The sequence below is a fragment of the Acinetobacter sp. KAM396 genome, from assembly GCF_021602765.1.
Classification (GTDB): domain Bacteria; phylum Pseudomonadota; class Gammaproteobacteria; order Pseudomonadales; family Moraxellaceae; genus Acinetobacter; species Acinetobacter towneri_A.
Map to the genome: position 1 here is coordinate 242,345 of NZ_BPPH01000002.1, position 22,096 is coordinate 264,440.

Consider the following 22,096-nt stretch of genomic DNA (forward strand, 5'->3'; position numbering starts at 1 on the left):
GCCATGAATTTGGCTGATCGTGATGGTTTTATTTGGCAAGATGGACAATTGGTTGACTGGCGTGATGCAAAAATTCACGTTTTAACGCATACCTTACACTACAGTATGGGTGTGTTTGAGGGTGTCCGCGCTTATGAAACGCCAAACGGAACTGCGATTTTCCGTCTTCAGGACCATACTAAGCGTTTGTTAAACTCTGCAAAAATCTATCAAATGAAAGTCCCATTTGATCAAGCAGCTCTAGAACAGGCGCAAATTGATGTGGTACGTGAAAACAAACTTTCATCGTGCTATTTACGTCCATTAATTTGGATTGGTTCTGAAAAACTGGGTATTGCTGCAACCAATAACACCATTCATGCTGCGGTTGCGGCTTGGGGTTGGGGTGCATACTTGGGTGAAGAAGCGATGGCTAAAGGTATTCGCGTTAAAACTTCATCGTTTACGCACCATCATCCAAACGTGACTATGTGTAAAGCCAAAGCATCTGGTAACTACACCTTATCTATTCTTGCTCACCAAGAAGTCGCACAGGCGGGTTATGACGAAGCAATGCTGATGGACCCACAAGGTTATGTATGTCAAGGTTCTGGCGAAAACGTATTCTTAATTAAAGATGGCGTTTTACATACTCCTGACATTGCTGGCGGTGCTTTAGATGGTATTACACGTCAAACCGTGATTACGATTGCTAAAGACTTAGGTTATGATGTAGTTGAACGCCGTATTACGCGTGATGAATTCTATATTGCTGACGAAGCCTTCTTTACAGGTACAGCGGCAGAAGTTACCCCAATTCGTGAATACGATGACCGTGTGATTGGCTGTGGTTCACGTGGCCCAATTACCACTGAAATTCAAAAAACTTTCTTTGACGCAGTTCAAGGCAAGAATGACAAATATGCACATTGGTTGACTTACGTTAAATAAGTCACGCGTGTGTACCTGAGTCTATATTACTGACTCAGGTGTGATGACCCCATTCAGGCAGTGGCTTGAATGGGGTTTTATTTTATCTGCTATTGCGTTATTGAACGGCTAAACTTCTTGCGAGGTTTATTTCTCACGTTACAGTCATAGATGAATGATCAACTGTTTCTTCGTTGAGTAGGTGATGTAAAAATTTGATCTTTTGGATAAATTCAGTCGTTTAAAGCATCGGTTTTTATAGCGAAGGGCAATCCCTACAATTGGTGAGATTTGATTTTAAAAAACGCTCAGTCTGTCGAATGTGATAGGAGATAGTGAATTAAATGCGTGAAAAGTGTAATAAAAACCAGAGAAGAAACCAAATTTTGACCATTCTTTAAAAAATAAACCCATCTAAAATGTAACAAAAGTTAAAATAAAAATGTTGTTAAAGTTAAATAAAAACAATGTGTTGGTTTAAATGTAAGTAAATATATTTTTTTAGTATCCCTAAAATTTGGATCACAAATTTTAGGGAGTGAGCTGCTCCCTAGTTTTTTGTGATGTTATTTAAAACAGTACTTTAATCTCCTAATTTGCTGAAATTAAAAGTTTATTCAATATTGCGTGAAATAGCGCGTATAGATGGATTTTTGTGAGAAATACCTAAAATGAAGAAACTTGCTAAGGATTGAGTTTCAATAATTCTAACGACATCTCAAGCGAGTGAATGATTAAAAAATGTTTTTTTATAAGAGTTATGGAGAAATGACATGTCTAAATTTATTAAAACAGCTGCAGCTGTGGTGGTTTTCGGTGCTTTTTCAACGGTAACAATGGCAGGTGGTGGCGGCAATCAAGGTCCTAAACCAGACCCTAAGCCAACCCCAGTATGTAACGAAGGGCCGTGCACAGGAAGTATTCCAATTCAAGTGACTGTACCTAAGCGTTGTGAGCTGAATGTACTAACATCAAGTATCTCATTAAAAGATGGTGCGGAAACTTCAGGTCAATTTATGGTTGGAGCGAATGCAAATTACAATCTACTGGTAAATACCGACAACCGTTTGGGGGATAAATCAACAAAATCTAAAGCAAAATTAGGTGTTGGTATTAATGCACCTGCAGTGGGTCTCACAGTTGAAACCAAGCGTGCGGGTTCACCGTCTATTATTCTGTTAAATGATAAGCAAACCAATATTGCGCCAGGCAGCAATGGTTGGAACACTTACAATGTCTTTGTTAAAAGTGACAGCGTAGGTATTTCTAAACCAGCAGGTACTTATACCGATAATTACAGCATTGAAGTTTCATTCTAATACGTTTGAACTCAATCTGAATGAGTTGGCTTTGCCGATGGGTGGAGTCAACTTTTTAGTCTAAATAAATACAAATAAGACATTGCTGGGGGAAGCATGAAACGATTATTGAAATATATGCTGATTGCAAGTTGCTTATGTGTAGAAGCTGTTTATGCAAACATGGTGATTTCACCTACACAAATGTATTTAGGCGATAAAGCACGACAACGCAGTGCAACGGTTGTGATGGAAGCCACTGATCTTACCGAACCGAAAAGCTTTGAAATGTTTGCCTATAAATGGTCGCAAAATGCTCAGGGTGAAGATGTACTAGAGCCAGATCAAGACCTTTTAATTAATCCAAAAAACTTTGTTTTACAACCTAATACGCAACAAATTATTCGTGTGGGTTTTAGCCGACCACTTTCGAAGGAAGAAATGGCGCAAGAAAAAACTTGGCGCATTGTTTTTAAAGAAATTGCTCCTGTAGTGGAAGAAGACGCCTTACAATTTTTATTCTCAATTTCTGTTCCTTTATTTGTGGGTAAGCAAGAAGCCATTCAGGTAACAGCAACCCCACGTTATCAAAATAATCATTTATTTTTAGAGATAGAAAATCACGCTGCATCGCATGTGCAAATTTCTTCAATCAGTATTTTAAATCAACAAAAACAACCTGTCGCAACTACTCGTGAAATGAAATATTTGTTAAATCAACAAAAGCACAGCTTTGATATGGGGCAAATCAAACTCAGTGATTTGAAAAATTACATACTCAAACTTGAAACAGATAAAAGTGAGCAAGCCATTGAGTTGAAAATGAAGGGCTAAATCATGCATAGAACTCGACTGTTTTTTGCGCTGCAATGTGTCCTGTGGGGGATACCATTACCTGCCAATGCTGCCAATGCTGCCAATACTGAAATGGCATTGAATAGTGTTTGGCTGAATGGCGTAGATCGTGTCATTGAAAGTCTGGTGTTGCAGCAGGATGGGCAACGCTATATGGAATGTGAGGTCTTGCAACAACTCGGTTTACAGCAAGACCGTTTGCAAAAACACAGCGCACAAACTCAGTTTTGTTCTGTAACCACCAATGAAATTCAGTCTGAGCAAGACGCTGCGCTGCAAGCCATAAAACTAACTGTACCAGCTAGCTATTTTATTGATGCACAGTTTACCCAAACGCATGCGATTCCCTCAAAAGCGGACTTGGGTGGCTTTTTAAATTATGATGTGCTGTATGCACGTTATGATAATTACAATGAAATAAATGGCTTGGCGGAGCTTGGTGTTTTTAAAGATTACTGGATTTTTAAAAATGCCATGATGTATCGCAAAGAGGTAGAACAAGATCAAGATAAGCTACTGCGTTTGAATACCAGTTTTGAAATAGAGTTTCCATCACGTTATCAGCGTTTAACCTTGGGTGATAACACCAGCGTTTATAATCCATTATTAGATACATTTAGATTTGGCGGTGTATCTTTTGGTTCGAATTTTAGTAGTTATCCAGATTTTATTTATTGGAATGTACCCACCTTAAGAGGCAGTGCTGTACTGCCATCCACAGTCGATTTATACATTAATGGCATCAATTTATATCAACAACAGGTTACGCCTGGCCACTATAGCTTAAATACAGGTGCCAATATTCAGCAGTCGGGTGAGGCACAGGTGGTGGTGGAAGATGTATTGGGAAATCGTACCGTGCAATCTTTTCCAGTGTATGTCACCACGCAATTACTCAAACCAGGACTGAACGAATACAACTTTTCTGCAGGTAAGCTGCGTTATGACTACGACTACGTGTCGGATGATTATCGGGAGTTTTTTGGCAACCTTTATTTCAGACGCGGGATTACCGACAGCACGACCTTAGGCACTAATTTAAATTATAGCAAGGATGTGCAAAATGTTGGTTTGTTATGGACACAAGCTATCAACAAATATGCCTTGTTAGATACGCATGCAGCTTCTAGTCACAGTGAATGGGGCGATGGCTATACCTTTGGCGCTTCGCTAAGCCGAAGTGGAAGTAGGATTGCGCTTGGTGCAAGTCATAAATACTACAGTCCTGAATATCGCGGTTTGGGATATAGCAATACGACGCAAACAGTAGAATACGACAATTTAGCTTATGTCAGTATTTTCAATATTCCTTTAATCAATACCTTAAATGTGAACTATCTAGAGCGCCGTTATCATCCCAATGCAAATAATAGTTTTACAGATAGCCAAATGCTTACAGTCGGTTTTTCTCGTATGTTGGGACGTCAAACCTCAATGTCGTTTTCTTATTATAAAGACTTGAAAATGCAGGATAGCGACGGAGCCTATTTAACGCTGAATTATCAATTTGACCAACGCCGCAGTGCGCAGCTTTCACATAATTTTGAAGAACAAACCCAGTTACGTTATGCGCAAAGCAGCCTAACTCAAAATGGTGTGGATTACACGCTTGCTGTGCGCCATCAGCAAGCTGAAGGAGATATTGGTGTAAATGCTTATACCGCCCTGAAAATGCCGATGGGCAATTTATATTTAAGCCACGATGAAAGCGAGCGCTTTAGCTACAGTCAAGCCAATTATCAGGGTGCATTAGTGTGGTTAGACCGTAAATGGGCCATGACCAAATATGTAGACAATGCTTTTGCTTTGGTGAATGTTGGTGATATTCCAAATGTGGAAGTACTGCGTGCGTTAAGGCCTGTTGGTAAAACCAATCAACACGGCTATGTATTTGTGCATGACATTGTCCCTTACGTCAATTACGACGTGTCTTTTGATCAAGACCAGTTAGATATGTATGACAGCTTTGAATATTCAAGCCAAAAAGTGATTGGCATGAATCAACGTGGCTATAAAGTGAATTTCCCTGTTCAGCGTACAGGTTTGATTATATTGCGTTTACTTACGCCCGATCAGCAGACCTTTGTGCAGGGCAGTGAAGTGTATTTAAGTGATGATGCAACTGAGTTTGTACCTGTTGGCAGCGATGGAAAAGTACATTTATATGGTGTGAAAGCAGGCAGTTATATGCTTAAGGTTAAAACCAAAGGTGGAAAAGTTTGCCATAGCCAGCTTGAATTACCTCAAGTCAAAGCTGGCACTGTTCCACAAACCAGACAATTAGATTTGATTTGTCAGTAATTATATCAGCAGCATGATTGAGGATGAGAACATGAAAAGATTAGGGATCTTAAAAAAAATAAGTTTGTTGTTGTGTGGTTGTTGGGTCTGTGTTCCTACACAGGCCTGCACTATTGGTTCGGTGAGTGAGTCTTTATTGCAAATGAGCGCTCAATACCGTAGTCAGACGGCAACCAGTTTTAATGTGCACTGTGATCGGGGTTATAGCATTCAGTTTAGTAGTCGTAATTTACGGGACAAGCACGGCAGCAGTTTTGTAAGCAATGGTACACACCGTTTACGTACCAGTATGAGCATTATGGGTGCAAAAAATAATCTGTGGAACACACCAATTGAAGGGCAGACTTCTGCATCAGGGCATAAATACAGTGTAGCGGTACAGTTAGATGAACAGCCGAGTTTGACAACGCCAGCAGGACGCTATACCGATGAGTTATATGTTAACTTACTGTTTTAGATGTTTTGATTTATAACAGACTCAAGATGATGTATTGAGCAGGTTGGTATTGAATATCTGCTTTTTTCATCTGTTATTAGGCTAAATGACAGCAAATTATGGGGGTTGCTAGCTTTTTTAAATTGAAAAAAATGACAAACGTGTCACCAAAGCATCATATTACTGCAATGCAGCTGCTCTATGCTAGCAAGCATAAAATAAGAATTGAGCAGAAAGGCGATGAGCAATGTATTGGCAAAGCAGAGCAGTAAGTTAGAGCGTTACAGCGATGCGTTTAAATTTTATTTCAAACAAGATCAAAAACAAAAAAGCAGCCAGCCTACTTCTGAACTCTCAGAGCTCGTCCGCCCGCGGTTAAAAATTGCCCTTGTAACAGAAACTTGGCCACCTGAAATTAATGGTGTAGCACGTTCATTGCAGCAATTGTGCAAAGGCTTACAGGCACTTGGACATAAAATCCTGCTCATACGCCCTGAACAAAAACAGCACGACGGGCAGTTTCAGCCCTATAAAGAATGTCTAGTTAAATCCCAGGCGATTCCTAAATATCATAATTTACAATTTGGCTGGCCACAGTGGTCTAAACTTTCGCAGGCTTTAGATGAGTTTCAACCTGATGTGGTGCATATCGTCACTGAAGGCCCTTTAGGGCTTGCCAGTTTACATATTGCAAAATCAAAAAATATTCCAGTATCAAGTGGTTTTCACTCCGCATTTCAAGATTTTAGCCGTTTTTTCGATTTGGCATTTTTACTCAAGCCAATTCAGCACTATCTAAAATGGTTTCATAACAATACCTCGCTGACGTGTGTGCCAAGTAGCCATACTGAAAAATCATTGCGTCAGTTTGGTGTGCAAGGGCCTTTGGTGGTGGTTGGGCGTGGTGTCGATGTTGAATATTTTTCACCAGATTTTCGTTCTGCCCAACTGCGAGCAAGCTGGGGTGCGAGTGAAAATACGCGGGTGATGTTGTATGTAGGGCGTTTATCACCTGAAAAAGAAGTCAATCTTATTATTAATGCCTATCAGCGTATGCCAAAAAATACCGAACAGCCTGTGAAATTGGTGATTGTTGGAGATGGGCCAGACCGTGAGCGTTTAGAAGCCCTGAACACTCAGGGAGATATCATTTTTACAGGTAGTTTAAGTGGCACAGCACTTGCACAAGCCTATGCCAGTGCCGATGTATTTGCTTTCGCCAGTCAGGTCGAAACCTTTGGCAATGTAGTATTGGAAGCCATGGCCAGTGGTTTACCTGTGGTTGCTTATGACTATGCTTGTGCCAATTTACACGTTCGTCCAACTGAAACAGGCTGGCTCAGCCCACTGGGACAGTATACAAATTTAGTCGGTCATATTCACCGACTTCCAGATATTACAACCCTTAGACAAATGGGCGAAAAAGCCCGCAAAGCGACTTTAAATATTGGCTGGCAACACCCAGTCCAACAATTTGAGCAGGCGTTATATCAGGTGGCAGAGGAGCGATACATGCCATCTTAGCTATACGCCAAAGAGGAGAGAACTGATGAAGTTTAAAAATGCAAAAATAAGAATGCTGGATCTCGACTTAAAAGGCTGTTTGTATCTTAACCATTTTTCCCACTCTCAGCGGGTGGCACAATTTTTTAAAGTCATTAGCCGTTTGGGCGACGGTGTGTTCTGGTATGTCATGCTCGCAAGTGCATGGATGATGCAGGGCATAGGCTATAGTTTACAAATTATTTATCTGTTGTTAGGCGGTTCTGTCGGCACAGGTATTTATAAATATTTAAAACAGAAAACCGTCCGTCCACGTCCGTATCAGGTACACCAAGTGATCCGTTTGGGTGAACGTCCCTTAGATCATTTTAGCTTCCCATCAGGTCACACTTTGCATGCAGTCATGACCACAACGGTTTTGGGTTATATCCAGCCAGTATTGTTGATGTTGATGTTGCCCTTTACGATTTTGGTGGCCGTTTCCCGTATGATTTTAGGCTTGCACTATCCGAGTGATGTGGCAGTCGGGGCGATGATTGGCGGTTCAGTGGCGAGTGCGATTATCTTGGCTGCGCCTTATGTAAATATTGTTTTATAAGTCTGGATAAAACCAAATCGAAAATTCAGAGCAGAATGGCAGGCAGCCCATGCGAAATTTGTTAAAGTAGTCGCTATCTTGACTAAAATAGGAAGTACACATGGGTTTACGTTGGACCGACAGCATCGACATTGCCATTGAGTTGTATGAGGCGCATCCCGATGTCGATCCGCAATGGATTCGTTTTACCGATTTACACGCGTGGGTCTGCGCTTTACCTGAGTTTGAAGATAACCCAGAAAAATCGACAGAAGGTTTGTTAGAAGCCATTCAAATGGCGTGGATTGACGAAGCACGTTAAAAATAGTGCTGTGAAGCCAGACGGATTTATCCGATGTCGATCTGCATAATTTGCTTCATATCGAAAAAAGCAATTTTTTTACACATCAAAAGCAGAAAACAGCCCATTATTCGGTATAATGCGGCAAAATTTTCGCGTCAACATTGACTTAAGGAGCCAATCATGGCTATTGAACGTACTTTATCTATCGTAAAACCAGATGCAGTTGCTAAAAACCACATCGGTGACATCTTTGCTCGTTTCGAAAAAGCTGGTCTTAAAATCGTTGCGACTAAAATGAAACACCTTTCTCAAGCTGAAGCTGAAGGCTTCTACGCTGAGCACAAAGAACGTGGTTTCTTTGGTGACCTAGTTGCGTTCATGACTTCTGGTCCAGTTGTTGTTTCAGTTCTTGAAGGTGAAAACGCAGTTCTTGCTCACCGTGAAATTTTAGGTGCGACAAACCCTAAAGAAGCTGCTCCTGGTACAATCCGTGCAGATTTCGCTGTAAGCATCGACGAAAACGCTGCTCACGGTTCAGACTCAGTTGCATCTGCAGAGCGTGAAGTAAACTACTTCTTTGCTCAAACTGAAGTTTGCCCACGTACTCGTTAATACGCAGTATTCAAACCAGATAAGTGTTATTATGCTTATCTGGTTTTTTATTCTCCGAATTTTTATTTTCTGAATAAACCCTTGCTCACCTCTTGAGCATCTCCTTTCATCTTTAGACATGGTTTAGGTAATACACACATGAGTACAGAAGTCCTCGCTGCATCTGCGACAGATGTTCAGCAAGCATCTGCATCCGCTCCTGCACAGTCCAATACTGCAGAGAAAGTGAATCTCCTTGGCATGTCACGTCCACAAATGGAAAAATTCTTTGAAGAGTTAGGCGAAAAGAAATTCCGTGCAGGGCAGGTGATGAAATGGATTCACCAGTTTTTTGTCACAGATTTTGCCGAAATGACCAATATTTCTGGCAAGTTACGTGAAAAACTGGAAAAGATTTGTGAAATTAAAGCGCCTGAAGTGGTGCATAAAAATTATTCTAAAGACGGTACCCGTAAGTGGGTATTCCGTGTGGGTGAAGGCGAAGGCTCACTCGTCGAAACTGTCTTGATTCCTGCAGAAGATAAAACTGGCTCACGCAAAACCTTGTGTATTTCATCGCAAGTGGGTTGTGCGCTAGACTGTTCATTTTGCTCTACAGGTAAACAAGGCTTCCAGCGTGACTTGACTCAAGCCGAAATTATTGGTCAGTTGTGGATGGCAAACTATTCCTACATGGAAGATGTGCCAGTGGTAGAGCGTGAGCGTTCTGTGACCAACGTGGTGATGATGGGCATGGGTGAACCATTGCTGAATTACGATGCTGTTTTGAATTCTATGCGCATCATGTTAGATGACTTTGCCTATGGTATGTCTAAGCGCCGTGTGACCTTATCTACCTCGGGCGTAGTGCCTAAAATTGATCAATTGGCACAAGACATTGATGTTGCCCTAGCAATTTCTTTACATGCCACCAATAACCAATTACGTGATGAGCTGGTTCCAATCAATAAAAAATATCCGTTGGAACAATTAATCGCAGCTTGTCAGCGTTATATTGGCAAAGATGGCAATGAAAGTGCCCGTAAACACGTGACCATTGAATATGTCATGTTAGATGGTGTGAATGACCATCCTGAACATGCACAGCAAATGATTCAGTTACTCAAGAACCTGCCAAGCAAAATTAATTTGATCCCATTTAATCCATTTCCGCACGCACCGTATGGGCGTTCTAGCCGAAATCGAATTATTTCTTTCCAAAAAACTTTGTCTGATGCAGGTTTTGTGTGTACGATTCGTCAGACACGTGGTGATGATATTGATGCTGCCTGTGGGCAATTGGTCGGACAAGTCGCTGATCGTACCCGTCGTGCAGAGCAGTGGAAAAAGAAAGTTGCAGCGCAAAATGAAATTATACGCTCGCAAGGATAATGACTTGTATAGATAAGCGACTTGCATCGAATTAAGACGCAAAGGGGATGTCCATTGAATAAGCCTGTATTTAAATTCGCACAAATTACAACCGTTTGTATTTCGGCAATTTTTGCTGCAGCTTGTCAAACCACAGCGCCAACGCTCGGACAAAAAGACCCAGAAAAAGCAGTACAAGTACGCACTCAACTTGCCGCAGAATATTTAAAAAATGGCGACTTAGATTCTGCTAAGCGTGCGTTGGATCAAGCTTTGGAAAGCGATTCACGCGATTCATCTGCCAATATGATGATGGGAGTGTTGTTGCAGCAAGAAGGTAGCAAGCTGAATCTAGAAAAAGCCGATGCCTATTTCAAGCGTGCCATTGCTGCTGACCCTCAAAATGCACAAGCGCGTAACAACTATGGTACGTATTTATATCAAGTAGAACGTTATAATGAGGCGATTGAACAGCTCAGTATTGCTGGTGCAACACTGGGTTATGATCAGCGTTTTAGAGCATTAGAAAACGTAGGGCGTATTTATTTAAAGTTGGGTGATGTCGCGAATGCCGAAAAATCATTCAAACAAGCCTTGCAAGCCAACCGCGATTCTTATGTTTCAATGTTAGAGTTGTCTGAAATTTTATATTTAAGACAACAATTTGCACCCGCTCGACAATTGTATGAACAGTTTGTACGTGCGGTCGGGCAAAAAAATCAGGGTGCGCGTGCCTTATGGATTGGGATTCGTTTAGCACGTGCCAATGGCGATCAATTGGGAACTCAGGTTTTAGTGAACCAGCTGCGTGCATTATTTCCCAATAGCCAAGAATACCAACGTTATTTGCAATTACAGTACAGTACTGAGGCCGTATGGAAGTAAATCCTAATTCACCGCAACCATCACAGGGGAGCAATCAGGTACCCCATGCATTAGGAAATGTTCAACGTCCAGGTGAGTACCTTCGTCAAATTCGTGTGAATCAAAAACGCGATCTGGCTGATGTTTCAAAAGATTTGAAAATTCCATTGAAAACACTGACTGCACTTGAGCAGGATGAATATACCACCTTGCCAGAAGCGACCTTTATTAAAGGTTATTATCGTACCTATGCCAAATATTTGCAGGTCGATGCTTCTGCGATTATTCAGCGTTTTGATGAAATTTATGCCAACGATACAGGTTTGTTACCGAACCATGCCTTGAACAATTCACCCATCAAAATTATGGGGAAACTGCCTGGCTCTAACCGTGAGCGCAATAAAAAGTGGCTTACTCGTATCGCCATAATTGTGGCGGTATTACTGTTGTTGTGGGCATTGGTCTCGCTAATTCAAAACTGGATGTCATCTGGTCAAGAGGGGGCTGAACCTGAAATCGCAGTGCTGCAATCCGATGTGCAAATTATTTCAGACAATGCAACAGGCAGCACGCCTGTAATTGCTTCAGGCGATCAGCTGAATTTGCAATTTGCTCGTCCAACTTCAGTGCATATTGTTGACGCTACTGGCAAGGTTTTGGCAACAGGACGTCAAGCTTCTACTTTAAATTTACAAGGCGAAGCCCCGTTTCAAATTCGCTTAGATGATGCGACTGCTGTGTCATTAAGTTTGAACAATGAGTCGATTTCATTATCGCCATACACGGTGAACGGAAAAGCAGAATTCCGTTTATCTCGATAATACAGTAAGGTAAAGCGATATCATGATTGTAAATCCAATTCAACGCCGACCGACCCGTAAAATTCGTGTGGGTTCTGTTTATGTGGGTGGTGATGCGCCCATCAGCATCCAAAGTATGACCAATACAGAAACCTGCGATGTTGCTGCAACTGTGGCACAAATTCAGCGTTGTGTAGATGCGGGGGTAGACATCATGCGTGTTTCTGTACCCACAATGGAATCTGCCGCTGCATTTGGTGAAATTCGTAAGCAAGTCTCTGTGCCGTTGGTGGCAGACATTCACTTTGACTATAAAATTGCGTTGGCGGTTGCCGATGCGGGTGCGGACTGTTTACGGATTAACCCAGGCAATATTGGGTCGGAAGCCAAGATTCGTGAAGTGGTGGCTGCTGCTAAACATCATGATATTTCTATGCGAATTGGTGTGAACGCGGGATCGCTAGAAAAAGATATTCAGAAAAAATATGGTGAGCCAACAGGCGCAGCATTGCTGGAGTCAGCTATGCGTCACATTGATATATTAGACCGTCTAGATTTTCAGGAATTTAAAGTTTCAGTCAAAGCATCGAACGTGTTTTTAACGATGGATGCTTATCGTTTGTTGTCACAAGAAATTGATAATCCATTACATTTGGGCGTGACTGAAGCAGGTATTTACCGTACAGGTACCGTTAAATCTGCAATAGCCTTGGGTGGTCTGCTCATGGAAGGCATTGGTGATACCATGCGTATTTCGCTTGCGGCAGAACCTGAAGATGAAGTTAAAATCGGTTTTGATATTCTAAAATCTTTAGGTTTACGTTCTAACGGGATTAACTTTATTGCCTGCCCGAGCTGTTCGCGTCAGGAATTTAACGTCATTGCTGTAATGCAGGCGTTAGAAGAGCGTTTGGAAGATATTCGTACTCCAATGGATGTGTCGGTCATTGGTTGTAAGGTAAATGGTCCAGGTGAAGCCAAAGAAGCTGATATTGGTGTGGTGGGCGCAAGTCCGCGTTCATTGGTCTATCGTAATGGTGAAAAGAGCCACTTAATTGATACCAATCAACTTGTTGATGAAATCGAAAGTATGGTTCGTCAGCGTGTTACAGAGCTTGAAAAAGCTAAATCTAAAGAGATTATTCGTACAAATTTTTCTGAGTAAGACATGAGTTCAATTGTTGCAATTAAAGGTTTTAATGACATTCTTCCAACGCAAACACCAGCGTGGAGACGTCTAGAGCAACATTTAGCATCTTTAATGGATGCTTATGGTTATCAACAAATTCGTTTGCCAATGGTTGAGCAGACTAATTTGTTTAAGCGTTCAATTGGTGATGCCACCGACATCGTCGAAAAAGAAATGTACACATTTTTAGACAAGGGCAATCCCCCTGAGTCTTTAACTTTGCGTCCAGAAGGAACCGCAGGTTGTGTACGTGCCATGTTAGAGCACAATTTGCTGCGTGGTGCGACACCGCGGGTATGGTATATCGGACCAATGTTCCGTTATGAAAAACCGCAAAAAGGTCGTTATCGTCAATTCCATCAATTTGGTGTGGAAACTTTTGGTGTTGCAACACCCGATATGGATGCCGAACTTATTTTAATGACTGCGCGTTTATGGAAACGTATGGGCGTTGCCGATAAAGTTCGCTTAGAGTTGAATACGCTGGGTGAGTCGGATGAGCGCGCAGCTTATCGTGCCGCTTTGGTTGAGTTTTTGGAAGCGCACAAAGCCGATTTAGATGAAGATTCTCAGCGTCGTTTAAGTACCAATCCACTGCGTATTTTGGACTCGAAAGATGCTAAAACACAAAGCATCCTAGAAAATGCACCAAAATTGCATGATTTTATGGGTGAAGATACTTTAAATCACTTTGCCCAATTACAGCAATATTTAACCGATGCTGGCATTGAATTTGTGATTAATCAAAAACTAGTACGTGGTTTAGATTATTACAACAAAACCGTTTTTGAATGGACAACCACACATTTAGGTTCGCAAGGCACAGTTTGTGCAGGTGGACGCTATGATGGTCTGGTTGGGCAGTTGAAAGGTAAGGCAGATCAGTCTGTACCTGCCGTGGGCTTCGCCATGGGCATTGAGCGTTTGTTGTTATTGCTTGAACAAGTTGAAGATAATACGCCTGTACGTGATTGTGAAGTGTTCTTGTTGGCAGACCCAACAACTCAAGGCAAAGCGTTGGTTTTAGCTGAGCAAATTCGTGACCAATTGGAGCAAGCAGACAGTCCGATTCGCTTAAAAGTTGGTTCACAAGGCTCAATGAAAAGCCAAATGAAAAAAGCCGATCAATCAGGTGCAATCTATGCCTTGATTTTTGGTGAGCGCGAAGCAGAAGCACAGCAATTGGCAGTCAAAACTTTGGCAACTGCTGAGCAAACGACTGTTGCAGTGACCGAAATTGTGCCTTTCATCATTGAAAAATTTTCTTCACAATAAGCCAAATAACATAAGGAAAAGGGTAATCCAATGAGCGCATTGAGTGATGACGAACAACTTGATAGTTTAAAATCGTTTGCGAAAAAATATGGTTCAGCCATGATTAGCGGGATTTTAATTGCGTTGATTGCCTTTTTCGGATGGCAATATTGGCAGAAAAAAACCTTGGCAGAGCAGCAAATGAATACTGCGAAAGTGCAACAATTGATGGATGATGCACGTACAGCGGAAGGTAATCCAGATGCCTTTAGTCAATTGTCTGCAACTGCCGATAAAATTGTGAAAGAAGCCCCGGATTCTGCGCAAGCCATTCAAACCCAATTCTTAATGGCTAAACTCGCTTACGATCAGCAAGATTTTGTTGCCGCAGAAAAAGCCTTAAAGAAAGTTGAAAACTCTAAAGTAAAAGACCAAGGCTTAGTGCAATTGGTTAAGTTGCGTTTGGCTTATGCACAGTTGGCGCAAAAGAAATACGATGAAGCTATTCAAACTTTGGCCGCGGTGACTGATCCTGCATTTAAAGCGACTGCAGATGAAGCGCGTGGCGATGTTTATGTCGCGAAAAATGACCGTGAAAATGCCAAAAAAGCGTATCAAAGTGCATGGGATACTTTGGTGGAACGTAAACAAGAACGTCAAATTTTACAAATAAAACTCGAAAGTGTTGGTGTTTTGGTGGATGATCCTGAAATTGAACGCCCAGTATTAGAAACACAAGTGGATGAGAGCTAATGAATAGAAAGTATAAAATACCGTTTGCACTGACCGTTTTAACCCTCGCTTTAGTGGGGTGTTCTACCAATAAAATTAAAGTTGCAGAAGTTAAGCCAAATCCACTGCCAAAACTTGAGCAAGCACAAAGTCTAGTTCCTGTATTTTCACAAAGCGTTGCATCGACTACAGCAGCCGATCCATTGCGCCTGCAATTAGATGCAGAAAATGGAGTGGTTTATACCGTTGATCCTAAAGGTGAAATGGCAGCCTATCAAGGCAAGCAACGTCTTTGGCAAAAACAAGTGTCTAAGCAAGGCTTAACTGCAGGTGTCAATGCTGCTGATGGCATTGTGGTTGCAGGAAATGCCAAAGGTCAATTGTTTGCTTTAGATCAGCAAACAGGTGAACAAAAGTGGGTTGCAAAGTTAACAGGAGCAATTCTTGCACCATCGTTAATTCAGGCAGGTCGTGTGGTGACTGTAAGTAATGACGGCACGGTATATGCACACAATGCCGAAACAGGTCAATTGGTTTGGACTTATAACTTGCCAAACGTGCAATTTAGCTTGCGTGGTATGGCAGCACCTGTTGCGCTCGATTCACGTACTGTGCTGATTGCTTCAGCAAATGCCTATGTCTATGCACTGGATATTGTGACAGGTGTACCACGTATGCAGCGCCGTGTTGCTATAAGTGAAGGACGTTCAGACATTCAACGCTTAAATGACATTGATGGTGACCCTGTGGTTGCAGGTCAATTCTTGGTGACGACAAGCTACCAAGGTCAGGTCACTGTATTGGATTTGGCTTCACAACAAGTGATTTGGAGTGAAGATGCAAGTAGTACCAAACGCCCAGAAGTCGCGGGGAATGGTGTATTTGTCAGCACTGCAGATGGCAAAATTGCAGCTTATGAAATCACATCTGGGCAAGCACTTTGGGAAAATGACATTTTACTGAACCGTCGTTTATCTAATCCTGTATTGTTTGGAAAATATTTGGTGGTCGGTGATTTAGATGGTGTCTTACATCTCATTGATCCAAGCTCAGGGCAACTGGTTGGACGTTCAAAAACCAATGGCGAAGTCCGTTCTTTGCGTGTAATAGACAATCAACTCTATGTCGCAACGCAAAAGGGCGCATTAAGCGTTTGGCAGAACCGCTAATTTTGTTCTGACTTTTATGCTAAAATAGTTGTCCGTATTTTTACGCGGGGTAATTGAATCATCAATGCCCCGTGTTTTTATTTAATAGGGTGGTCGATGTTCTCTTTGTCGTTTGCGTGGTCGCAACGCTGAATCCAACATCCATACTCTGTTCTTTCTTCCACAGTTTCGGATGTACAGACCATTGAAACTGACTGATCTTGAATAAAGGTTAATCTATGAAACCCGTAATTGCGCTCATTGGTCGTCCGAACGTCGGAAAATCAACGCTGTTTAACCAGATTACCAAGAGCCGTGATGCACTTGTTGCCGACTTTGCAGGTCTGACACGTGACCGCAAATATGGTGATGCAAGCTATCAAAATAAATCTTTCATTGTGGTCGATACCGGCGGTATTGGCGAAAGTGAAGGTGGCATCGACTCTTATATGGCTGAACAATCTAAAACAGCCATCCACGAAGCCGATATCATCATTTTTGTGGTCGATGCACGTGCAGGCTTGTTAGCATCGGATGAGCAAATTGCGCGTGAATTGCGTACTTTGGGCAAAAAAGTATTCTTGGTGGCGAACAAAGTAGATGGCGTACATGCCGAAGCCGCTTTGGTTGAATTCTTTAAATTGGGAATGGGGGAGCCATTGCAAGTGGCTGCTAGTCATGGTCGAGGCGTTCAGCAAATGCTGGAAGACGTTTTGGCAGATGTTTCTGAAGATGAAAATCCAGATGCACATGATCAAGATACAGGTTTGCGTTTAGCCATTATTGGACGTCCAAACGTGGGTAAATCGACACTAGTTAACCGTTTATTGGGCGAAGAACGTGTGGTGGCATACGATCAGCCAGGAACGACCCGTGACTCTGTCTATATTCCGTTTGAGCGCAATGAACGTAAATACACCTTGATTGATACTGCAGGTGTGCGTCGTAAAGGTAAGGTCGATGAAATGATCGAGAAGTTCTCGATTGTGAAAACCTTGCAAGCCATGAAAGATGCACACGTGGTGGTGATTGTGGTGGATGCACGTGATGGCATTGTCGAGCAAGATTTGCATTTAATTGGTTACGCGCTTGAAGCAGGGCGTGCCATGGTAATTGCAATTAACAAATGGGACAATATGTCCGAATATGATCGCAAACAATGTAAATTAGATGTTGAGCGTCGTTTTGACTTTATTCCATGGGCAAAAATTCACCTAATTTCTGCCTTGCATGGTACAGGTGTGGGCGATTTATATCCTTCTATTCACCGTGCTTATGAATCATCGCACTTAAAAGTGTCACCTGCGAAACTGACCCAGATTTTGAATGATGCAACAGATGCACACCATCCACCTAAGGTGCAAGGTCGTGCCATCAAAATGCGTTATGCACACATGGGTGGACAGAACCCGCCAACCATCGTGATTCATGGGAATAAGGTCGATAAAACCCCTGCAGATTACCGTCGCTATTTGGAAAATGTGTTCCGTAAAGTCTATAAGCTAGAAGGTACACCTGTAAAAATTGAATTCAAAACCTCTGAAAACCCATTTGAAGGACGTAAGTCACAAGTAGATGAGCGCACAGCGGCACGTCGTCGTCGTTATGTGCAGAAGTTTAAGAAAGCCGAGAAGAAGTTTAAGCGAGGTTAAGGCTTAAACTTTGATGAGTTTGATTAAAAAATCCCGAATTCACATTCGGGATTTTTTTGAGCGACTTAATTTAAAAACGATAGATGTAGAATTAATGACGCTTCGCCAACAAGCTATTGGATAGACGATTTAACCATTGCGGACTAATACTCGAAAGTTGCATCAGGGTTTTGGCTTTTAAACCAACTGCACGATGCGTATTGGTCAGAATTGAATCTTTAACCGTCGCTTGTTGATATACCACCTGAGCAACATCTTCTGTTGATAAATGCACACCCATGTTTTGAATGGTGGCTGCATCCATATCTTTCACCATTGCAGTTTGTACAAATAGCGGCATGACATCTAAGACCCTAATACCGTATTTTTGCCACTCTATATCTAAACCTTCCGTAATGCCACGCACTGCAAATTTTGAGGCAGAATAAGAAATTAAATCGGCTTGTCCATAAATCGCAGATGCTGAAGATAAGTTAATTACCCGTGCAAAACTTGCTTGTTTTAAATAAGGCAAAGCTGAATGACAGCCGTTCAACACACCATTTACATTCACCGCCATAGTTCGATGATGCGCTTCTATAGGGGTGTTCTCAAATGCGCCTGAGTAGAGAATTCCTGCATTATTCACCAAAATATTCAGCTCACCTGCCCATTGGCAAAAATCAGATAATGCAGTTTGCCAACTCGCATAGTCCGCTACATCAAGTAAACCTGCATGTGCACGCTCACCCAATTGGTCTGCCAATTGCTGCGCTTGTGCGAGATGAATATCATAAATACCAACACGGTAACCTTGTTGATAAAACAATTGTGCGATTGCCGCACCAATGCCTTGTGCAGCGCCACTAATCAAGATACTGTGCATTTGAACTTGCTCCCTGATGTTATTTTTGTTGTGCATATCGTCTTTGCTGTCTGAGCATAACAAAAAATAGCTACATTCGTGCAATAAATTGAAATAAGGAAAAACCCATGCAGCAATTGCTTTCAATCATGCAACAGTTACGTCAACAATGCCCGTGGGATCAAAAACAAACCCCAGAAAGTTTGACTCAATATGCGATTGAAGAAGCGTATGAAGTTGAAGCGGCGGTACGCTCAGGCAAGGTGGATGATGTACGTGATGAGCTAGGTGATTTGTTGTTGCAAGTGGTGTTTCAGGCACAAATGTATAGCGAGCAAGGTGCATTTAATTTTCAGGATGTGGTGCAAGCCATTTGCGATAAATTGATCCGTCGGCATCCGCATGTGTTTCAGGCTGAGCAGTTTGCGAAGCTCAGCGCAGAAGATTTGGCTGCCTTATGGAAAACCATCAAACAACAAGAAAAACAGGGTAAAGCAAAGTCCCGTTTAGATGAAGTGAAACACGCACCCGCCTTGGTGCAAGCACAGCAAATTCAACAGCATGCGGCACAATTGGCCTTTGATTTTCATACTGTGCAAGATGCTTTTGGTAAGTTAGAAGAAGAATTGCAAGAATTACAACAGGCGATTCAGCAGCAACAATCCGACGAAATACGGGATGAATTTGGTGATTGTTTGTTTTCTTTAATCAATGTTGGACGTAAACTTGGCTTATCCAGTGAGATGGCATTATTGGGTACGATTCATAAATTTAGAACACGCTTTGCTTTCATTGAAGATCAGGCCAAATTACAACAAAAAACAATAGAAGATATGACTTTAGAAGAAATGGATCAACTTTGGGAGCAGGCAAAACAACAATTAGAATGACAGGTTTTGCGGCAACATGAATATATCGCAGCAGTTAAAAACATCTTTTCGCTTTTGTTCTTTCGGATGGCAGTACTTGCTTGCATTGCTGTTATGTAGTATCAGCATGTGGAGTACAGCACAAAATGTGCAGTCCAGGCCTGCGCAGGTCAGTGGGCATAGCTATGATCAAAACTATTTAAAATGGAAAGCACAGCAAGCCGCGCAAGATCAGCGTTTAAGTGTGACTCAAACCGCATCATCAAGCGAAGCACATTATTTAGCGCGTCCTACTCAGCAAAGTGCCCATTCAAATCAGGTGCGTTTAAATAGTGCTTCACTAGAACAATTGCAGCAATTGTCTGGGGTGGGTATGAAAAAAGCACAAGCGATTGTGGAATACCGAAAACAAAATGGAAAATTTCAAAGTATTGAAGAACTTCAGCAAGTCAAAGGGATTGGACCTGCCTTATTTGCCAAGAATAAGCATAAGTTGGCATTGTAGCTGCAAGCAGAATTTTAGCACTGCACATTGCAAAATTAGCGTGTGAATCAAATTGCCCTTTGATTGTGTTAGGGATATGATTAGCGACATCTTATCTGTTTTACGTTCAGACGTAGGAGACAGCGTCTTTTGCAAACTTTGCGCGCGTCAAAATGTGGTTTATCTACCGCTCAATTACCTTCTTCCATTTTAGATGTTCTAGATGCTTTAACCAAAGCAGGCTATGAAGCCTATATCGTCGGTGGTGGAGTTCGTGACTTAATGTTAGGGCTAAATCCGAAGGATTTTGATGCCGTAACCAATGCCACACCCTCACAAGTGAAAGAAGTTTTCGGACGACGTTGCCGAATTATAGGACGACGTTTTGAGCTGGCGCATGTCTATGTAGGGCGTGAACTGATTGAGGTGGCCACTTTCCGTGCGCCACCGAAAAAAGCTGTGACGTCTGCGGCGGGGATGATTCTGCGCGATAATAACTGGGGCACAATCGAGCAAGATTCTGCCCGTCGTGACTTTTCAATCAATGCGTTGTATTACCAGCCACGTAAAGGCATCGTGCTCGATTTTTGCAATGCGGTAGATGATATTAAGCACAGAAACTTGCGCTTATTGGGCGATCCAACCTTACGTTTTGAAGAAGACCCGGTGCGTATGCTGCGTACTTTGCGTTTTGCTGCTAAATTAAATTTCAATATTGATCCAAAAATTCTTAAAATTTTTACGCCTGAAATGACGCAGTTATTGCGTGATGTTTCGCCACACCGTTTATATGATGAGTCGCAAAAACTCTTTACGATGGGGCATTTAAACAAAGTCCTGCCGATGTTGATTGAGTTTGGTATTTGGCGTCAGTTATTTGCTGATATCAAACCAGACATCAACTCATTTATTGAGCGTGCAGCAAAAAATACCGATCAACGAATTGCGATTGGTAAAACCATCAACCCCGCATTTTTCTATGCGGTGCTGTTGTGGCAACCATTTTTAGAGCGTTGTGACTTTTATCTGTCTAAAGGTGTGGTGGCCGCCGAAGCGCGAGCACAAGCTGGTTTAGATGTACTAAAACGTCAGGCGACACGTACCATTATTCCGCGCTTTGCTGAAACTTTTATTCGTGAAGTCTGGGAAATGCAAACCCGTTTATTGCAACCGAAACCACAGCAAATTGAAGCATTGTCTGGGCATGCACGTTTCCGTGCAGGGTTTGACTTTTTATTACTGCGTGAAAAAGCAGGCGATAGCTCGACTTTAGGGATGGGACAGTGGTGGGATGCCTACCAACTCATGAGCACCGATGAAAAAGAACGTGCGATTGCTCAGTACAATCGACTACGAGCCAAGAGCCGCCGTAAAACAGCGCAAGAGCCTGTTGAAGTGACACCAGTAACACATGCTCGTGATATGCAGATTGAACCCTTGGTGAATGAGCCTGAGCCTCGTAGTCGTCGTGCCCGTAAAGCCAAACAGTATGAAGAAAATCGAGCGCAATTGACTGCGACAGCAAGCAGTTCAGGTATTGGTGCGGATCATCCAATTTTAAAACGTAAACGTGTGCAACGTGATTTAAGCCAAGTGATTTTTGGGCCAACACAATGAGCAACATCACCTATATTGGTTTAGGCAGTAATTTGGGCGATTCGCGTCAAATTTTGACTGAAGCGGTGCAAAAACTGGCAACACTGGGGCAAGTGCAGACATCTAAACTGTATCAAAGCCCACCCATGGGACCACAAGATCAGCCGAATTATTTGAATGCTGTGGTACGTTTAGATACCGAACTTGAAGCGTTGGCATTGTTAGATGAATTACAGCGTTTTGAACAAGAGTCAGGTCGGGTACGTTTACGTCATTGGGGTGAGCGTACGCTAGATTTAGATTTGTTGATTTATGCTGATGCCAATATTCAAAATGAACGTCTCACTGTACCACATGTGGGGGTGTTAGAGCGTGATTTTGTCGTCATCCCGCTGTTAGATTTAGATGCTAACTTAAGCGTCAAAGGACAATTATTAAAACACTCGCCATTGCTTGAACATCCGAGCTTAACTGTTGTGGATGCAGGCAATTGGGCAGGGCTATAAAGTTTTAAATTAA

Annotated in this window: 22 protein-coding genes; 21 read left to right on the forward strand and 1 reads right to left on the reverse strand. The window is 42.2% G+C overall.

The window, feature by feature from the left end:
• Positions 1-3: 3 nt before the first annotated feature.
• The 17 genes from L6C30_RS02550 (at position 4) to der (ending at position 17,784) form a co-directional block, all read left to right on the forward strand.
• On the forward strand, positions 4-930 hold the full coding sequence (locus L6C30_RS02550; protein WP_019836287.1) for a branched-chain amino acid transaminase: 927 nt from the start codon (positions 4-6) through the stop codon (positions 928-930).
• Between the two features lie 752 nt (positions 931-1,682).
• Positions 1,683-2,228: a hypothetical protein gene (locus L6C30_RS02555; protein ID WP_236162613.1), complete on the forward strand. Its 546-nt coding sequence runs from the start codon at positions 1,683-1,685 to the stop codon at positions 2,226-2,228.
• A 96-nt stretch (positions 2,229-2,324) separates the two neighbouring features.
• Positions 2,325-3,041 carry a molecular chaperone gene (locus tag L6C30_RS02560; RefSeq protein WP_236162614.1) on the forward strand — a complete coding sequence of 239 codons (717 nt, stop codon included), beginning with the start codon at positions 2,325-2,327 and terminating at the stop codon, positions 3,039-3,041.
• 3 nt (positions 3,042-3,044) lie between these two features.
• Positions 3,045-5,363, forward strand: coding sequence for a fimbria/pilus outer membrane usher protein (locus tag L6C30_RS02565; protein ID WP_236162615.1), 2,319 nt, complete (start codon positions 3,045-3,047; stop codon positions 5,361-5,363).
• A 31-nt stretch (positions 5,364-5,394) separates the two neighbouring features.
• The gene (locus L6C30_RS02570) at positions 5,395-5,820 is read left to right on the forward strand and encodes a hypothetical protein (RefSeq protein WP_236162616.1); all 426 of its coding nucleotides are present in this window, start codon (positions 5,395-5,397) and stop codon (positions 5,818-5,820) included.
• A gap of 219 nt (positions 5,821-6,039) precedes the next feature.
• A complete protein-coding gene (locus L6C30_RS02575) occupies positions 6,040-7,323 on the forward strand; it encodes a glycosyltransferase family 1 protein (protein ID WP_236162617.1) in 1,284 nt (427 codons plus the stop codon).
• Positions 7,324-7,348: 25 nt separating this feature from the next.
• Complete coding sequence (locus tag L6C30_RS02580; RefSeq protein ID WP_004975087.1) at positions 7,349-7,900, forward strand: phosphatase PAP2 family protein; 552 nt, start codon at positions 7,349-7,351, stop codon at positions 7,898-7,900.
• A gap of 100 nt (positions 7,901-8,000) precedes the next feature.
• Positions 8,001-8,201 (forward strand): Fe-S cluster assembly protein IscX, encoded by a 201-nt coding sequence (gene iscX / locus L6C30_RS02585; protein ID WP_104852473.1) that lies wholly within the window; start codon positions 8,001-8,003, stop codon positions 8,199-8,201.
• Between the two features lie 162 nt (positions 8,202-8,363).
• Positions 8,364-8,795, forward strand: a complete 432-nt coding sequence (gene ndk / locus L6C30_RS02590; protein WP_004975092.1) for a nucleoside-diphosphate kinase — start codon at positions 8,364-8,366, stop codon at positions 8,793-8,795.
• A 138-nt stretch (positions 8,796-8,933) separates the two neighbouring features.
• Positions 8,934-10,166: a 23S rRNA (adenine(2503)-C(2))-methyltransferase RlmN gene (rlmN, locus tag L6C30_RS02595; protein WP_168461613.1), complete on the forward strand. Its 1,233-nt coding sequence runs from the start codon at positions 8,934-8,936 to the stop codon at positions 10,164-10,166.
• Positions 10,167-10,220: 54 nt separating this feature from the next.
• Positions 10,221-11,030 (forward strand): type IV pilus biogenesis/stability protein PilW, encoded by an 810-nt coding sequence (gene pilW / locus L6C30_RS02600; protein WP_019836295.1) that lies wholly within the window; start codon positions 10,221-10,223, stop codon positions 11,028-11,030.
• A complete protein-coding gene (locus L6C30_RS02605) occupies positions 11,021-11,830 on the forward strand; it encodes a RodZ domain-containing protein (protein WP_236162618.1) in 810 nt (269 codons plus the stop codon). The genes pilW and L6C30_RS02605 overlap by 10 nt, the downstream gene beginning before the upstream one ends.
• A gap of 22 nt (positions 11,831-11,852) precedes the next feature.
• The gene (ispG, locus tag L6C30_RS02610) at positions 11,853-12,974 is read left to right on the forward strand and encodes a flavodoxin-dependent (E)-4-hydroxy-3-methylbut-2-enyl-diphosphate synthase (protein ID WP_070154818.1); all 1,122 of its coding nucleotides are present in this window, start codon (positions 11,853-11,855) and stop codon (positions 12,972-12,974) included.
• A 3-nt stretch (positions 12,975-12,977) separates the two neighbouring features.
• Positions 12,978-14,273 (forward strand): histidine--tRNA ligase, encoded by a 1,296-nt coding sequence (gene hisS / locus L6C30_RS02615; RefSeq protein ID WP_236162619.1) that lies wholly within the window; start codon positions 12,978-12,980, stop codon positions 14,271-14,273.
• A gap of 30 nt (positions 14,274-14,303) precedes the next feature.
• On the forward strand, positions 14,304-15,005 hold the full coding sequence (locus tag L6C30_RS02620) for a tetratricopeptide repeat protein (RefSeq protein ID WP_236162620.1): 702 nt from the start codon (positions 14,304-14,306) through the stop codon (positions 15,003-15,005).
• Positions 15,005-16,153 carry an outer membrane protein assembly factor BamB gene (bamB, locus tag L6C30_RS02625; protein ID WP_019836300.1) on the forward strand — a complete coding sequence of 383 codons (1,149 nt, stop codon included), beginning with the start codon at positions 15,005-15,007 and terminating at the stop codon, positions 16,151-16,153. The genes L6C30_RS02620 and bamB overlap by 1 nt, the downstream gene beginning before the upstream one ends.
• A 218-nt stretch (positions 16,154-16,371) precedes the next feature.
• Positions 16,372-17,784, forward strand: coding sequence for a ribosome biogenesis GTPase Der (gene der, locus L6C30_RS02630; RefSeq protein WP_236162621.1), 1,413 nt, complete (start codon positions 16,372-16,374; stop codon positions 17,782-17,784).
• A gap of 91 nt (positions 17,785-17,875) precedes the next feature.
• On the opposite strand, the gene L6C30_RS02635 is transcribed toward der, so the two are convergent.
• The gene (locus tag L6C30_RS02635; protein WP_236093952.1) at positions 17,876-18,649 is read right to left on the reverse strand and encodes an SDR family oxidoreductase; all 774 of its coding nucleotides are present in this window, start codon (positions 18,647-18,649) and stop codon (positions 17,876-17,878) included.
• A 107-nt stretch (positions 18,650-18,756) separates the two neighbouring features.
• Here L6C30_RS02635 and mazG point away from each other — a divergent pair, with 107 nt between their 5' ends.
• The 4 genes from mazG to folK all read left to right on the forward strand — a co-directional run bounded on the left by mazG (position 18,757) and on the right by folK (position 22,083).
• Positions 18,757-19,518 carry a nucleoside triphosphate pyrophosphohydrolase gene (mazG, locus tag L6C30_RS02640; protein WP_236162622.1) on the forward strand — a complete coding sequence of 254 codons (762 nt, stop codon included), beginning with the start codon at positions 18,757-18,759 and terminating at the stop codon, positions 19,516-19,518.
• A gap of 16 nt (positions 19,519-19,534) precedes the next feature.
• Positions 19,535-20,002, forward strand: coding sequence for a ComEA family DNA-binding protein (locus tag L6C30_RS02645; RefSeq protein ID WP_236162623.1), 468 nt, complete (start codon positions 19,535-19,537; stop codon positions 20,000-20,002).
• Between the two features lie 129 nt (positions 20,003-20,131).
• Positions 20,132-21,598, forward strand: a complete 1,467-nt coding sequence (pcnB, locus tag L6C30_RS02650) for a polynucleotide adenylyltransferase PcnB (RefSeq protein WP_236162624.1) — start codon at positions 20,132-20,134, stop codon at positions 21,596-21,598.
• A complete protein-coding gene (gene folK / locus L6C30_RS02655) occupies positions 21,595-22,083 on the forward strand; it encodes a 2-amino-4-hydroxy-6-hydroxymethyldihydropteridine diphosphokinase (RefSeq protein ID WP_178318752.1) in 489 nt (162 codons plus the stop codon). The genes pcnB and folK overlap by 4 nt, the downstream gene beginning before the upstream one ends.
• The last annotated feature ends 13 nt before the right edge of the window (positions 22,084-22,096 follow it).

Excerpts from the sequence above, each read along its gene's own strand:
- L6C30_RS02550 (WP_019836287.1), top strand. The coding sequence starts at position 4 with ATGAATTTGGCTGATCGTGATGGTTTTATTTGGCAAGATGGACAATTG.
- L6C30_RS02555 (WP_236162613.1), top strand. The coding sequence starts at position 1,683 with ATGTCTAAATTTATTAAAACAGCTGCAGCTGTGGTGGTTTTCGGTGCT.
- L6C30_RS02560 (WP_236162614.1), top strand. The coding sequence starts at position 2,325 with ATGAAACGATTATTGAAATATATGCTGATTGCAAGTTGCTTATGTGTA.
- L6C30_RS02565 (WP_236162615.1), top strand. The coding sequence starts at position 3,045 with ATGCATAGAACTCGACTGTTTTTTGCGCTGCAATGTGTCCTGTGGGGG.
- L6C30_RS02570 (WP_236162616.1), top strand. The coding sequence starts at position 5,395 with ATGAAAAGATTAGGGATCTTAAAAAAAATAAGTTTGTTGTTGTGTGGT.
- L6C30_RS02575 (WP_236162617.1), top strand. The coding sequence starts at position 6,040 with ATGAGCAATGTATTGGCAAAGCAGAGCAGTAAGTTAGAGCGTTACAGC.
- L6C30_RS02580 (WP_004975087.1), top strand. The coding sequence starts at position 7,349 with ATGAAGTTTAAAAATGCAAAAATAAGAATGCTGGATCTCGACTTAAAA.
- iscX (WP_104852473.1), top strand. The coding sequence starts at position 8,001 with ATGGGTTTACGTTGGACCGACAGCATCGACATTGCCATTGAGTTGTAT.
- ndk (WP_004975092.1), top strand. The coding sequence starts at position 8,364 with ATGGCTATTGAACGTACTTTATCTATCGTAAAACCAGATGCAGTTGCT.
- rlmN (WP_168461613.1), top strand. The coding sequence starts at position 8,934 with ATGAGTACAGAAGTCCTCGCTGCATCTGCGACAGATGTTCAGCAAGCA.
- L6C30_RS02605 (WP_236162618.1), top strand. The coding sequence starts at position 11,021 with ATGGAAGTAAATCCTAATTCACCGCAACCATCACAGGGGAGCAATCAG.
- ispG (WP_070154818.1), top strand. The coding sequence starts at position 11,853 with ATGATTGTAAATCCAATTCAACGCCGACCGACCCGTAAAATTCGTGTG.
- hisS (WP_236162619.1), top strand. The coding sequence starts at position 12,978 with ATGAGTTCAATTGTTGCAATTAAAGGTTTTAATGACATTCTTCCAACG.
- L6C30_RS02620 (WP_236162620.1), top strand. The coding sequence starts at position 14,304 with ATGAGCGCATTGAGTGATGACGAACAACTTGATAGTTTAAAATCGTTT.
- bamB (WP_019836300.1), top strand. The coding sequence starts at position 15,005 with ATGAATAGAAAGTATAAAATACCGTTTGCACTGACCGTTTTAACCCTC.
- der (WP_236162621.1), top strand. The coding sequence starts at position 16,372 with ATGAAACCCGTAATTGCGCTCATTGGTCGTCCGAACGTCGGAAAATCA.
- L6C30_RS02635 (WP_236093952.1), bottom strand. The coding sequence starts at position 18,649 with ATGCACAGTATCTTGATTAGTGGCGCTGCACAAGGCATTGGTGCGGCA.
- mazG (WP_236162622.1), top strand. The coding sequence starts at position 18,757 with ATGCAGCAATTGCTTTCAATCATGCAACAGTTACGTCAACAATGCCCG.
- L6C30_RS02645 (WP_236162623.1), top strand. The coding sequence starts at position 19,535 with ATGAATATATCGCAGCAGTTAAAAACATCTTTTCGCTTTTGTTCTTTC.
- folK (WP_178318752.1), top strand. The coding sequence starts at position 21,595 with ATGAGCAACATCACCTATATTGGTTTAGGCAGTAATTTGGGCGATTCG.